The 14636-nt window shown below is 45.3% G+C and carries 9 protein-coding genes; all 9 read right to left on the bottom strand.

Translation table 11 applies throughout. The features are described 5' to 3' along the window. Positions 1-183: 183 nt before the first annotated feature. Positions 184-990: an NAD-dependent epimerase/dehydratase family protein gene (locus QUB56_RS09990; protein ID WP_445243325.1), complete on the bottom strand. Its 807-nt coding sequence runs from the start codon at positions 988-990 to the stop codon at positions 184-186. Positions 991-1124: 134 nt separating this feature from the next. Beyond that, entirely contained in the window at positions 1125-1382 is a 258-nt protein-coding gene (locus tag QUB56_RS09985) for an NAD-dependent epimerase/dehydratase family protein (RefSeq protein ID WP_332954988.1), read from the bottom strand. After that, positions 1375-1686: a hypothetical protein gene (locus QUB56_RS09980; protein WP_332954987.1), complete on the bottom strand. Its 312-nt coding sequence runs from the start codon at positions 1684-1686 to the stop codon at positions 1375-1377. Before QUB56_RS09980 ends, QUB56_RS09985 begins: the two co-directional genes overlap by 8 nt. A gap of 30 nt (positions 1687-1716) precedes the next feature. Beyond that, on the bottom strand, positions 1717-2136 hold the full coding sequence (locus tag QUB56_RS09975) for a glycosyltransferase family 2 protein (RefSeq protein ID WP_332954986.1): 420 nt from the start codon (positions 2134-2136) through the stop codon (positions 1717-1719). Positions 2137-2139: 3 nt separating this feature from the next. Continuing rightward, the gene (locus QUB56_RS09970) at positions 2140-4035 is read right to left on the bottom strand and encodes a hypothetical protein (RefSeq protein ID WP_332954985.1); all 1896 of its coding nucleotides are present in this window, start codon (positions 4033-4035) and stop codon (positions 2140-2142) included. Between the two features lie 228 nt (positions 4036-4263). Then, positions 4264-6270 (bottom strand): chromosome partitioning protein ParA, encoded by a 2007-nt coding sequence (locus QUB56_RS09965; protein ID WP_445243324.1) that lies wholly within the window; start codon positions 6268-6270, stop codon positions 4264-4266. A 52-nt stretch (positions 6271-6322) separates the two neighbouring features. After that, positions 6323-9328, bottom strand: a complete 3006-nt coding sequence (locus QUB56_RS09960; protein WP_332954983.1) for a peptidase domain-containing ABC transporter — start codon at positions 9326-9328, stop codon at positions 6323-6325. A 133-nt stretch (positions 9329-9461) separates the two neighbouring features. Next, on the bottom strand, positions 9462-10211 hold the full coding sequence (locus tag QUB56_RS09955; protein ID WP_332954982.1) for a peptidylprolyl isomerase: 750 nt from the start codon (positions 10209-10211) through the stop codon (positions 9462-9464). Positions 10212-10531: 320 nt separating this feature from the next. Next, complete coding sequence (locus QUB56_RS09950) at positions 10532-14383, bottom strand: glycosyltransferase (RefSeq protein WP_332954981.1); 3852 nt, start codon at positions 14381-14383, stop codon at positions 10532-10534. Positions 14384-14636: the final 253 nt, after the last annotated feature.

The following is a 14636-nucleotide window of genomic DNA, read 5'->3' as shown; positions in this document are numbered from 1 at the left end:
AGGGGGATTTAGGGGGATCTAGACTCAGGTAAAACCGATATTTATCAAGGATTTCAGTCTTAAGTTGACACCAATGGACACGGCGCCGTACCCTAATGCCGGACAAGGCAGTGCCGTTTCAATACCACAGAAGAAATTGTTTTATTACCAAATTGCACAAAACATCTACGGTGCAAAAAATCCCTACAAAATCGAACTTAAAACTACCTCATTAGCCGCAATCCAATCATAAATATCCTGCAAAGCTGCTTCCGACCCCATAACAGGCTGCCACCCTGTTTTATCCATCACCCTAGAAGAGTCAGTAATAAAAATCGGAATATCCCCCGGGCGTTCCTCCAAAACAGGATTAATCGGAATAGACTTTCCCGCAATCTTTTGGCACAAATCCGTCGCTTCTACCAAAGAAAGACTATTGCTCAAACCGCCGCCTACATTAAAAACTTCGCCGTCAAATTCAGCAAAATGTTCTAACTGATAATTAACTAACCTCAACAAATCTTCAACGTGCAGTAAATCCCTAACTTGCTTCCCGCTGCCACCAAAACCGATATAACTCAGCGACTTTTGAAAATAGTGAGCGGCCACCCACAAACCGTAAACTACCTGATCTACTTTCCCCATTTGCCAAGCACCGGTAATTAACCCGCAACGGTTAATAATTGCCCGCACATTGTATGCTTCCCTGTATTCCTCAATTAGCAATTCCGAAGCTAATTTAGTTGCTCCGGACAGCGAACGGTGTCCTTTTAATGGGAAGTCTTCTGATATGCCCAACTCGGATATACCGGGTAAAGTTTGCTCGGGGGCGATCGCAAATCTATTCGGCAACTCTAACAGCTTAACAGATTTGACACTGGCGATCGGATAAACCCGGCTCGCAGACAAAAACAGCAAACTCGCACCCGTTTGTCTCGCCAACTCCAAAACATTCACAGTGCCCAGTAAATTCGTCTGCAAAACGTACTGTGGCGAACTAAAACCAGCCAGTACAGAAGGCTCCGCAGCACAATCTATAATGCAGTCAATCGATTTTAGATTTTAGATTTTAGATTGACGCCACGGATAAATGCTCTTTCTTGAGGATTTTCGATTTGAGATTTGGGATTGATTCCACGGATAAATCACGTGGCGGGTACCACCTTTGAAATTCGCTTGTCAGCATTGAGTGCAACTGGATCTAAATCTGCCGCTGTGCGGATATCCCCGTAAACAAACTGAATCCCGCAACTTTTAAGCCGAGGCAGATTCAATTCTGAACCCCGGCGACGCAGGTTATCTAAACAAATTATTTGCCATTCCGGGTGCAGTTTCTGCAGACCAATTGCCAAACAACTGCCGATGAAACCCGCACCACCAACAATCAAAATTCTCTCAGGCATTCAATTTTAACTTTGCTATCTTTCTAGCCCGGTGGTAGTCGCCACGAGAGAGATGTTTTTCCAGCCAGACATACAATACAATAAACAAATACCGACTGCCCATCTCTTTTATTTTCAGCTTAGAAATACCAGCAGTCCGATTGTACCACCTCAGAGGAATCACTGTATAGGAAAAACCCCGGACAATTGCTTTTAAAGGCAGTTCCACTGTCAAGTTAAAATGATGGCTCAAAATCGGTTGCACGCCTTCTATCACTTCTCTGCGGTAAATTTTAAAAGCATTGGTGACATCGTTGTACCGCAAGCCGAAAATACTTTTGACAAACCAGTTTGCTCAGCGGTTAATTGCTAACTTGTGAATTGGATAATCAACTATAAAGCCGCCTTTGATAAAGCGGGAACCGAAAACGCAATCATATCCTTCTTGCAATTTGCGGTATCCTGCTACCAAATCGATGGTATCGTCGGAAGCATCGGCCATCACAATTGCCGCAGCATCTCCGTCAAATTCCGCCAATCCCCGTCGCAGGGCAAATCCGAAACCGTTGGGAGGTTGATTGTTGATGTATCTAACGGTGCCAAAAGTCTCTGACAACTCCTGGCAAATATCCATTGTTCGATCGACACTGTTGTCATTCACAATCAAAATTTCGTGCGGAATGCCTTCTAAATCCAGCGTCTGGGCGATCGCCCGCACAGTACCGTACAAACAGCCCTCCTCATTGTGAGCTGGTACGATCGCAGAAATTTTCACTCCTCATCCTCCGCGCAACTGGACAAACTGGTTGTCAACAGGATTATACACCCAAGCTTTAATTTCAGTTTGGGCGATCGGCAAATCATTACCAGACAAATCAACAGCCCACCTTGCATTATTGTATAACTCAGATTTTAAACTCTTAGCAATGTCGGGACTGTCTGAGTTGACATAAGCGTTAGCAAAAAAAGATTGTTTATCGCCGACAGATAGCAGTACAATTTTCGGCTGTTGCAAATTTTCTGGCAAAACCGCCCAACCAGCAGCCTTGACAGCATCCTTTTGCTTAACAGTCAAGGATTTATCGCTGGTTTGAGGTTTGTCTAAATAGCCGTAAACTTTCTCGGTATTAGAAATAAACTCTACATTTTTCGCGAACTTTATCCAACCTATTTTGTCGATAATTGCAGCGCCTTCTCTCACCAGCCAAGTTTTTTTGCTCAGCACCCTCAAACAGCTTTCCGGCGAATTCTTAAAAAAATCCGATGGTTCCAGATAGTTAATTAACTGCAAACAATCTTGAGCGCCTTGTTTGTAAAGAAGTGCCGAGCGAGATTGGGCGATCGCCTGTTGGGAGTTAAGAATAATTGTAGCAATTAACAGCCCTGCAACTACCCGATAAATAAATTTATAATTACGTTTTAACCTTGCTTTTGTTTCTCTATCCTTACCTCTGACAAACAATTGCCCTAGCTGAACCAAAGCAATTAATAGCAAAATCGAATTAGTCGTATATCTCGACGATTCGGTCGCGTGAATGGCACCAAATTCTGCCCTACCAGCCGTAATAAACAGAGCCGATAAAACAGAAAAAAAACCTATTGACAGCCAAGGTAAAGCCTCATAATTCTCAGCAATATCATTCCTATCTGTGATTGCGAGGGACGAAGTAATTGCCGGGAATTGACGTGGCTTTTCTGAGTTAGCACTCACAGATGAAGCTGCCGAACTTGATACAATCTTTTTCCCAAAATAAACTACAAAAAATACAAATATTGCAAATATTACCAATCCAACAAATGCCGAAATGCCAGGCGAGCGAACAATTGGCAAACCCAGCAAACTTAAAAAGTAATCAATAACCACCAGCGGCTTATTCAACAATGAAATAATACTTGCTTTCCGACTAGGATGATAATCAATTGAGTAAACAGCACAAGTTGCCACAAATAGCAGCATCCATGCGATCGTTCTTTTTCGTTTCTGCGCTGCATTTCCCTCCAAAGCTGCCACAGCCGGAATCGCAGCCAACCAAGACAGCAAGCCTTGAGCAAGCGAAAAACTAGCAATAAAGCAGAATAAAGCCGCAATCGATATTCTAAGATAGTGAAGTGCAGATATCGGGTAGGGACAGGACACTGCCGTCTCCCTACTGTATTTCATCCGATTGAAAACTGCTATATTAGGCAATAATTTGTGATTTGAAAGCAGCGCATAAATCGCAGCTACAAAACAAAAATTTACGAAAAACCACGCTAATTGAAATCCCCAAAGCCAGTTTTCGTGCTGAACTAGAGAGCAAAGCAAAATACAAGTTAAAATATTAGCTAAATGCCACAAATCATCCGCGACCTTCTTAACTTGCATCGAGGATAACTTGTACATAGCGATAAAAGTTATCGCCGCCAAACCTATGCTGAGACACAACTGATAATTAATATTCCATCGGGAAGCAAAAGCCAGAACCGCAATAATTATTTTAGGGAAAACTATGCGGTGGTTGCTATGCAAAGCCCAAAAATCGTTAAAAGTTACATTTCCCTGAGCTATTTTTTGAAAAAGGCTAGCTAACCTCCACTCGTCATCAACGGGAACGTTAACGCTAAAATTCGCTACAAATCCGATTAATAAGAAGACAGGAATTAGATATAAAGTAAATAAGATTAATTTTTTCATCAATGTGCGATCGCACCGATTGCCATCACCATTTTATACCAAGCTGCGCTCAATTTTTCTTTTAAGTAGGTCGCTCTAATTCTACTCGTTACCAGTCCGAGCCTGGTAACGCCGGGAGACTCTGACTCCAATTTTGATGAAAGCTTGCGAGGCAGAGCCTCTGGACATCGGTTCCCGGGCAGAGCCCGGGAACCAGTTAACCGTCAACCGTCAACCGTCAACTGTTCGCTACTTAACAGTCTTGAACGTATCCATTTTCCCAGTAAATCGGTTGATAAACATCTGCAAAACAGTCCGCTTGCCGATATTAATATTAGAACTCACGGACATTCCCGACTGCAAGTTAACCGCCACTTCATTTGGCTTGCCCTTGTTCAAAAGAAACTTCTGATTCTTGAGCTTAATTTTGGTTTTGAAAGCGTAGTATTTCCGCAGTTCAGTAGGAGGCTCAGCATCGCTGCTAATCTCTTTCACTTCACCCTCAGCAGTACCAAACTCCAGAGCCGGGAAAGCTTCTACATTAACTTCCACAGGCACGCATTGGTATTTGGTCAAGCCCAGTTTCTCTCTGTTAATTTCCTTCTCTGGACAAACGCAACTTTTACCTTTTTCGCAGTCAACCTTTTCTCCGTCTAATTGTTTGCCGTGATACGGCTCCAATTTTTCCCGTTTCTGCCTCAAAGCATCCAATACCAGAGCCACATTGCTGTTTTCCAGGTAAACAACTGCTTCCAGACCGTTTTCGTCATCCAAAACCTTGAGTAGCTTTTCAGTTTGTTGCGCTTCGTAATAAGCTTCTTCGCAGCGTTTTGGGCGCGGTTCGCCCGGTTTCACTACAGAATTAATAATGGATTGGCAGATAGGATCTTTCGCCAGATCCAGCTTAGCTTGCTCCTTCTTAGAAGGTTTTAAATCGAAGATAACACCGGATACCGGAGCCTTCAGAACTTGAGTATCGCGGTTTTGTTGAGCCTTTTCTAGCTGAGCGTTCACCTCGGACAACTTTTTCAGGTTTTCCACTTTGAAGCGGCTTAGCTGAGAATCGCTGCTGGCAATTAGTTTTTCGTTTTCAGCTATTTTGCTGTAAAGTTCTTTTGCCCAGGCATCCTTGGTGTTTTTTAACTGTTCTTGAGCGCGGTTGATCGACTGCTGAATGCGGTCTTGCTCTCCTTGTTGACGCTGTATATCAGCAGTAATTTTTTGGATTTCACCTTGACGCGCGTTAATTTCACCTCGGCGCGTATTGATTTCACCGAGGCGCGTGTTAATTTCGCCGAGGCGAGAGTTGATTTCACCTTCGCGCTGTTTGATTTGATCGAGCTGTTTGAGAACGTCGCTTTGGCCTTTGAAAACATCTTGTTCTTGACGTTCTTTTTGCAGTTCAGCGATGGCTCCTTCCTGCACCAGGGGGCCGAGTCTACCTAGAATGTTTTGATTCGACTTCAATACTTGTTGGGCTTTCGCTAACTGTTCTTGGGCTAAATCTTTCTGGGCCTGAGCCGATTTTATTTGCTCTTTCGATGAATCTAACTGCTGCTTGGCATAATTTAATTGGTTTTCGGCAAAACCCAATTGTTGCTGTGCTACGGTCATTTGATCGCGGGCGGCTTTCTCAGCATCTTGAGCTTGCTTCAGTTGTTTTTCCAACTCCTGAACTTGACCTTGGGCGGAGGCTACGCGAGACAGAAACTCCGATCGATAATTAACATAAAGTCCTTGTTGGGCAGCATCAAAATTTCCGCTGGCTCCCCTGTTGAGGTACAGCTCGTCAATCAAAGCTTGCAGCACTTGATTTTGTGCTGTCAGGCTCTGTCTGTCCTTGATTGTTGATTGTAGGTTAGAAGGAACGGGGCCTTGAATTTTGCCGCTCACCACATCTTCGTAAAATTTATTTTCCTTTTCCAGAGCTTCTTTAGTTTTCTGAATCGATGTTAAATCGGCACTGGGTGCAACGGGGTTGAAAGTGAGCAGAGGCTGGTTTTTTTCCACGCGATCGCCATTTTCAACGTGAAGTCTCACCACAGCGCCCGTAGCAGGTGCTTGGATGTCTCTAGCACCATCTTTTAGCTCTAATTGGCCCACAGCGGGGACAGCTTGCTCTACGCTAGCAAAATAAGCCCAAACTACAGCGGAAGTGGTTATCAGCATGATCATCCACAAAAACAAGTGCGACCAAATCGCTGGTTTTTCGAGAATGACTGGTTGCTCAGAAAGTATTACCGATTTCATTGCCATTTGTTAGTTGTCAGTTGTTAAGCGTTAGCGATAGGTTGTGAGTTTTTAGCTATCAGGTATTCGATGACTCTTGTTGTTGGAAGAGGCAGTAGTAACGCCCTTTAAGGGCCATTAATTCTTTATGAGTTCCCCGCTCTACTACAGAACCTTGATCCATCATAATAATTATGTCGGCGTTTTGGATTGTCGTCAGGCGGTGAGTAATGAAAAACACCGTGCGGCCGGCGAAAGCTTCTGCTAAATTATTACAAACTTGGCGTTCGGAATGGTAGTCGAGGGCGCTTGTAGCTTCGTCCAAAATCAGCAGTTTCGGGTTTTGCAAAATCGTGCGGGCGATCGCCAAACGCTGCCTTTGACCCCCAGAAAGCGACGCACCCCGCTCTCCGACTATCGTATTGTAGCCAGCAGGCAAGCCCATAATAAAATCGTGAGCTACCGCTAATTTCGCAGCTCGCACAATCTCATCCGTACTCGCATCGGGATTGCTCAGAGCAATATTTTCCTGTACCGAGCAGTTAAACAGCAAAGTATCTTGCAGCACTACCCCAAGTTGGCTGCGGAGCGAGTACAGTTCCACCTTAGCAATGTCATAGCCGTCAATAAATATCCGGCCCGACAGCGGCGGATAAAGACGCTGCAACAGCTTCATCGCCGTACTTTTACCGGAACCGCTTCCTCCCACAATTCCCACAAAACTGCCAGCGGGAAATTCCAAATTCACATTCGCCAGTTGCAGTGCCCCGCTTTCGAGGAATCGGAAGGAAACTTCCTCATAGGTAACCTGCCCTTGAATTGCCGGCAGCGGTATATTGCTCCGGTCTTCATCGCTGGTTTCCGTCGGCTTATCGACGATATCCTTGAGCATATCGATCGACATCGAGACTTCTTGGAAGCTCTGCCACACGCTGACAAAACGCAGCAGCGAACCTGTCACGTTCCCGGAAATAATTCGGAAAGCAATCAACTGACCCAAAGTAATCTCATTTCCCAGTACCAAATAAGCTCCCACCCACAACTGAGCTAAGTTACCCACCTGGTTTAAAAAGCTGCTAACCGTACCTGCGGTAGTTCCCGTGATAATTGTTTTAAAACTGGCTGTAATGTATTTTGCGTAGCGGCTAGACCATTCCCAGCGGGATTTCAATTCAATATTTTGAGCCTTAACAGTTTGAATCCCGCTGACTACTTCCACTAGATAAGATTGAGAGTCAGCAAAACGCATATTTCTCTGTTTGATCAGGCGCAGCACCAGCGGATTGATTAGAACAATCATCAGCCCCAGTATCGGTACCACTGCCAAAGATACAAACGTTAGCTGCACGCTGTAAGAGAGCATAACGGCGACGTAAACCACCGAAAATACCGCATCGAGAACCACTGTCAGAGCTGTACTCGTCATGAATTCCCGAATCTGGCCCATCATGCTGAATTTGTAAACCAGATCTCCCACGCGCCGATTATCAAAGTAATTCTGGGGCAGCCGGAGCAAGTGATCGATTACCTCCGCACTCAATTTGACATCGATGCGGTTTGAGGTGTCTATAAACAAAAAGGTACGCAAACCGTTGAGCAGTCCTTCAAACAGGGCGACACCTAACAGAAATGCCCCCAAAATATCCAAGGTGTCAATGCTGCGCTGACCCAATACTTTATCAATAATTACTTGGCTGATTAATGGGTTGGCCAGACCAAATAACTGTACAAAAAACGAAGCGAGCAACACCTCAAAAAACACTGTTTTGTGTTCCATCAGCGCCGGCACAAACCACCAGAAGCTGAACTGCTCTTTTTGTTCGACTTGCGGAGCTTGCAGCAGCAGGACTTCTCCTGATTCTCCCCAGATTTCTTTAAACTGAGGTATCCGCTTCCGCATCAACCCTTTTTCGGCTGTCGCCATCACCAATTCTTGCTCGGTAATGCTGTAAATAATGGCAAAGCTGTCTTCCCATTTAATCATTACCGGGGCTTTGATTCGGTTGATGGCTTCTGCTGGCACTTGCGCCAATTGGGGCGTGAGGCCGATGCTTTGGGCGATCGCACCGCAGGCTTGGATGCTGATGGAACCGGCGGTTTTTAACTGATTGTCTAGAACTTTGCGGATGATATCTCGACGAAATTTGAGGCCGAAATACTTGCTCAACATTTGGAAGCAAGCTAGCGGGGCGTCAATCTGCCCTTTGGCTCGGAAAACTGGGTATCTCGCCGCATCCTTTGGTTGGTCGGTTGTGGGTTCTGGCGGACGCTCTGGGGCTATCTGAATGTCGAGCAGTTTTCCGGTCGGATTCTGGCTGTCGACAGCAGGCTCTACCGTGCCATTTAATTGGTCTGGCTCGGGTTGGGGTTCTGGGGGTTCCCGGAAGCCGACCAAGCGGGCGCCGAGGCGACCTTCTACTTTTAACGATTTGGCTGCGTTTTCCACTATGAAGCGGCTGCCGGTGGGAAAGTCGCCCAATACGCCGCTGCTGACGAGCCAAACTCGATCGGCATCTAGCTCTTGGGCGAGGTCTTGAGTTTTTTTGTTGCCGTTTGGTACGTTGACAACTGCCGCGTCTTGCCAAGCTTGCAGGGTGAGTTCCTTGATATTGGAAGTGCCGTCGGCTTGGCGCTGCAACTCCAGGCTCAACAGTTCAAATACTTCGCTCAAGGAACTGTGTTCGCGAAAGGCTTCTCCAAATGTCGGCTGTTTTTCCACTACGCTCAGGAATTCTTCGGCAGGTAGGACGATCGCGATCACATCTGTAGAGGCTATCGCCGTCTCGCAGGGAACTCCCCTGAGCAAGCCAGCCCAGCCGAGAATTTCCTTCGACTGCACCAAGCGCAAACTTACGTGGCGCTGCGAGCGCTGGTCAAAGCCGAGCAGCCTCGCCTGACCTTGATAGATAATTGCCACCTGAGTGGGCATTTTTTCCCGTTCAAACAGGGGTTGCCCCGTCCGGTAGCCGAGGAGTTGGCATTTAGCCACCAAGGCTGACAGAGCCGTCTCTGAGAGTCGGTCAAAGGGAGGTGTTTTACCTAGGAAATCCTGAATTTGGGAGAGGGAAACAGCGGAAGAAGTCATCCGATTTTAGATTTTAGATTTTAGATTTTAGATTTGAATCCACAGATGAATCCGGAGGCTTTTTGTCAGGATGCTACGCTTTTTAAAGTCTCCACGGGTAAATCCGGGGGCCAAGGAGCAAAATTGCTTTCGGTCATGATATTGAAGACACGGAAGAGAGGGGCTGTAGCGGGCCTATTTGCGATATCTGTTCCGCGAGCCAGCCTTCAAAGAGTTCGTTAATCAAGTGCAGCCGCATCGATTCATCGAGCTGGGCTGGCATGAACTTTTCTAGTCGAATAATCACCATCCATTCTGCCAGAGGACGCGGCGTCCAGAGTTGATTTGGCTGGCTGACGGACAAAAGTTTGCTGATTGCCGGGTGGGGCTGCGAGAGCGGTACTGGCCCCAACAAGCCGCCGGACTTGGACTCTGGCCCTTCGGAAAAGTCGCGAGCCACTTCGGCAAAGGTTTGTTCCCCTTCGGCGATGCGAAAGTAAAGTTCGTTTGCCAGTGCTGGATTTTTGGTGCGTATCAGGGAATAGACTACGTGGTCTAGGCTGGCTTTGCGGGTTAAAAAATAATTATCTACTTTAGGTCTCCAAGTGGCTTGCTTAAATTTTTCGATCAGCAAGGGCCTAACTGCCATCTCTTGAAGTTCTTCTTCCGTCATGTTTTGGCTGCGCAGCCAAGCTTCTTTCGCTTCCGGGGCTGTCAGTTGGTATTGTGCCAGAAAGTTCTCGACGGCGGAGTGGCGTTCTTCGTCGCTGCAACTAAAAGATGCGATCGCTTGGTCTACGATTACGCCGCGCAAGAATTGCGGCATTAATTGGTACCGCTTCAGGAGCGATGGCATATCCTGAGCTTGCAGTAATTTATCGCCTATTTGAAAAAGTCCTGTCATTTTTTTATCTCCAACTGACTTGCGCTTTCCCTTTTAATTTAGCTGTGGCAGGAAAAGAGCGACAACCACTAACCCGTCGATTCCCCGATGATAGCAGGCCGTCAGTGGGCTAGCGCTATTGCTGTATATATTCTTGACGATCTGCAGCAGGAGGGGTTCCCCGCGTGTCTCACCATGGTAGCCGGATCGGGCGAGAGTGGGAGAATCTCCGATCGGCAAAATCTTTCTTCTGCCATCTTTTTTCTGCCATCTTCCTTTTTCCCTCAACATCCATCCGTTAAATCCCGTACAGTGTTTCCTGATCTTTCTTCCTTCTTGCTTCACTCTCGGAATAGTCTTTCAAAGAGTGTTCCGAGTTGCGTCGAGCAAGCGCGACTGTCGAGATATTTAGGGTTTGCCGCCATTTTTTGCTGGATTCTTTCGCGGTAGTGCCGGCGCAGTTCTGGGTTGGTTCCCAGTGCTGTACTCAGCTCTACATAAGACTTCTCGCTGTTTGCTACCAGGAACGGAAGTAGCAGTTCTTCGAGTACGGAGGCTGATTGTCGCGATCGAGTTGTTTGCCCTTTTCTTACCACCACAGGCAACCCGACCAACAGCGCTTCTGCTAAGGAGCAGACATCGCCGTATGGATAGGAGTCTAAATATATATCAGCCAATTCCAGACATTTTATGCGATCGGCGCGAGATGGCAGCGATTTAATCACAACTAACCGCTTTTTGTCAATCCCAAATTCCGCAAAGAGCGATCGAATGCTTTTGTAAAAAGGCACCGTCGGATAGTTTCCACTGCCGGAACTAAAGGGATACAAAACTAAAATAGAATTCGGTACAGCAGCAATAATTTTTGCCCAAGTTTCTCTCACTTCTGGGATAATTGTCAAAGCTTGAGCGCCGGACACGAACACTACAGATTCGTCTGTAGCTCCCCAACTTCTGCGAGTCGGTTCAACTCGGGCAGGTGCCGATCCTACAGTATAGCTTAAACAAACTCCCGAGCCTTTTAAAGTAATTAATTTTTCGCGAAACTCTGCTGCTGCACCTGCGGGCAATGTCAAATCTCCGGCAATGAAATAATCGATATTTCGGGTTCCGGTGGTGGCGGGTGTTAACGCATTCTTCGCTATTTGCACCCGCGCTAGTCGGTGCAGGCACAGCAGCGCGCTTGGTTGCGAAGTGTCGGCGGTATTGGTGCAGATTAGCAGAATATCTAAATCGTGCGATCGAATTTCTCGGACTTGATTTGGCAAATCTTCTGACAGTTGCACCAGTTTGTCAGCGCAATTTCCGCAATATTTCCCCAGTCGGTCGTCTTCTACCTGGAAATGGTACACGATTATTTCAAATTTGCTTCTGTCTAAATATTCAAAACTCGAAATTGCAGCACGAGTCTCGGATTTATCACTAATTTTATCTAGCAAAAAACCCACTCTAATTTTAGTTTCTTCACCTTCTCTACGAGCATAATTACAGTCTATTCGACAGCCAACATTTTTTAAATAAAATTCTAATATCTCAGCTCGCTGCGTCAATATATCGAGTAGATTTGCCTCGCTCAAATACAAAGCTTTGAAGCTAACAGTCTGCGCCATAAATGCCGCCAAATAACGCCAAACTTCAGAATCGGGAAAAGTGGCTATATTAGTAGCGACGTATTTGATTAGCTGCTGAAAATATTTAGAGTACATTTCAACTTCCCACTTTTCTTGAAAATAACTGGGAGACTGAAATAAGAATTTCAAAAAGTCGTCAAAAAACCACTGGGGAATCGCTGCATTTTTATACTCAAGCTGCAACTGATAAGCGTCGCGGTACAGCATCGCTGCCAGGAGATATTGAATTTTATCAGCAATTTCCCCTGCTTCAGCAAGTTTCGAGGATAACTGCTGGACAAAACTTTGTTCTGACTCAGTTAAAGTTTCATTTTTGAGACCGCTATCTAGTAGCAATTTATGAGCTTTCCCCGCTTCTTGCGAGTAAGCACTTTCTAATTTTTCCGCTGGCAAATTCAGCCAATTTATAGCTATGTCTTGGCGGTATTGCCGCAGTGGCGCGAGAAGAAACTCGTTTGATAGCGATTTTTTGTACTGCTCAACCAGTGCTGACAAGTCAGATTTACTAGGTTGGGTTCTTAATGCCAATTTCTGGCGGATTGTCTGTTTAATTTGTTGATTCAGAAAGCTGTACTCAGGACTATTTAGTAGTTTATTGTAAAATCTGACTACATCCTTATGATTTTCCCCAGCAGCGAAGTTTTTCCAAGTTTGTTGTTCGGGATGAATCCGCAGTGACGACAGTTTTTCGTCTACAAATCCGATGTGATAATTCCCCATGATTCGCCACCACATATCTAAGTCTACATACTGAGATAATCCCGAATCAAATAATCCTATTTCGGTAAAGACTCGGGCGGCAATTAAGACGGTACTCGGTTCGCCAATTTTGTTTATGGGGTTGCTCAAGCAGTTAGTATCTGCCAGTAACTCTTTTCCGGGCTGAATAGATTTTAAATTGGACCAACTTTTATGCAAATCTTTAATTGATTGGGAAGCTTTCCGCAAAATCGGGTTAGATTCATCTTCAGCTATGGTGATGCCGCGCGGGGAGAAAACCATACCTATTTCTGGGTGTTGTTGGGCGACTGCGACCATTCTCTCAATACATTCTGGTGCGAGCAAGTCGTCTTGAAAGAGAAATTTAATGTATTGACCTTTTGCTTGGGAAATGCAGAAATTCCAGTTTTGTGATAAGCCGTAGTTGCGGTGCAGTACGATGCGGAAATCGACTGAGGTTTGTACTTGGAATGATTGGGCGATCGCAATTGTGCGGTCTGTGGAGCCGTCGTCGGATATAATCAGTTCTATGTTAGGGTAGGTTTGGGCCAAAGCACTTTTGATTGCTTCCCCAATAAATGCTTCTCCGTTGTATGTCGGAATGCAGATGCTAACCTTCGGCTGCTCGTTTGGCAGTTCTCCTGTTGATTGACTTTGTTGCTTTGATTGTGGCAAGTTAGCCCTAATTGTGGCAGAGTTCGCTTTGGCTGCTCCTGACAGAGGTATGCTTTGAAAGTTATCCGTAATCTCCGCAATATATTCGAGACGTTTTCTAATTTTATTTCCTGTAACTTGCGGGTTGAGTAAAGTCTTAATTTCCTCAGCAGCCCTCGCTCCAATTTGTTTGGCCTCCCGGTAATTGTTGAAGACGTACCGCATTAAATCAGCAGCGTGTTCGACATCCGCTTCGGCCCAAACATTGCCTTTTTTGTAAGGTCCGCAATCTTTCTCAATTGGGATTAACTTATACTTGACTAAATAGCTGTTGCCGACATTCATAAATTCTGTATTTGATGAATAGCCGGTGGCAATTACGGGTTTGCCGTAAAACATGGCTTCACCCATTGTTAAGCCAAATCCTTCGCAGCGGTGCAGGGATAGATAACAGTCGCAATTGTACAGCAAACCGTTAATTTCATCTTTGGACAAATACCCGTCTAGATGTTTGATATTTGAAGAATTTTCTAGGGCAGAATTTAACAATTTTTGCTGCTCAATATTTTTGTCGGAGTTGGAAGTTTTGAGAATTAACAATAGGCGGTCATCTTCGCCAAAAGCTTGTTTAAATGCTTGAATGGCAGCTAAAGGATTTTTGCGCTCGATGCGGCTGCAAAAGTCGAATACAAACAAGAAAATAAATTTATCTTTAGGTAAATTCAGTGCTTCTCTTTTAAGGGAAGGTGCGGGGAGAGCAATACTGGGCATGATTTTGATAACGGGAATTGGCGAGACTGCGGAAATTGCCTCGGCGCAATAGTTGCTATAAGTCCATATTTCGTGAAAATGATTAAATGCTGGCTGCCATGCTGGGGGAAATGCGGGAAGTTCCCAGGCCCAAAAGCCGATATTGTATTTGTTTTCAAAATAGCTGGAACCTGTATGTTTGATAAAGGTTGCCACTTCATCGGCGTTGACTTGAATTAAGTTTACGGGATGGGGATTGTCTTGGCTAAAATTTTGATAGGTGGTGTCTTGTTTGCGGTGGAGACTGCGGGTAAAATTGTTGATATTGAAGGGAATGTTGGCGGCTTCTGTGGCTCTGATGTTGGCTCGGACACCTTCTCCTATGCCAAATTCGCCCCTGATGTAGCCGGCGATGTTAATTCCTAGATTTGGGTTCATATTTTCTAATGTATTCAGCAAATTGTTGTGTTGATTTTTGAGAAAAAGCAGAATTAATTAATCTCATCAATGGGGCTAAATGAGGGTATGGGTTGAGAATCAATTATAATTTTGCTCAATATTTGCTAAGATATAGCCATCCTTGCAGGATGGGTGAATAAGATTAAGTGAACCGCAGAGGGCGCAGAGAACGCAGAGGAAGAGAAGAGAGGGAAGAGAAAGAGTTGGCAACAGAAAATTTGGTGCTTGACAA

This window comes from Microcoleus sp. AR_TQ3_B6, from assembly GCF_036702785.1.
Lineage (GTDB): Bacteria > Cyanobacteriota > Cyanobacteriia > Cyanobacteriales > Microcoleaceae > Microcoleus.
The sequence above is the reverse complement of the archived record's forward strand: the minus strand, read 5'-3'. Positions and strand labels throughout refer to the sequence as shown.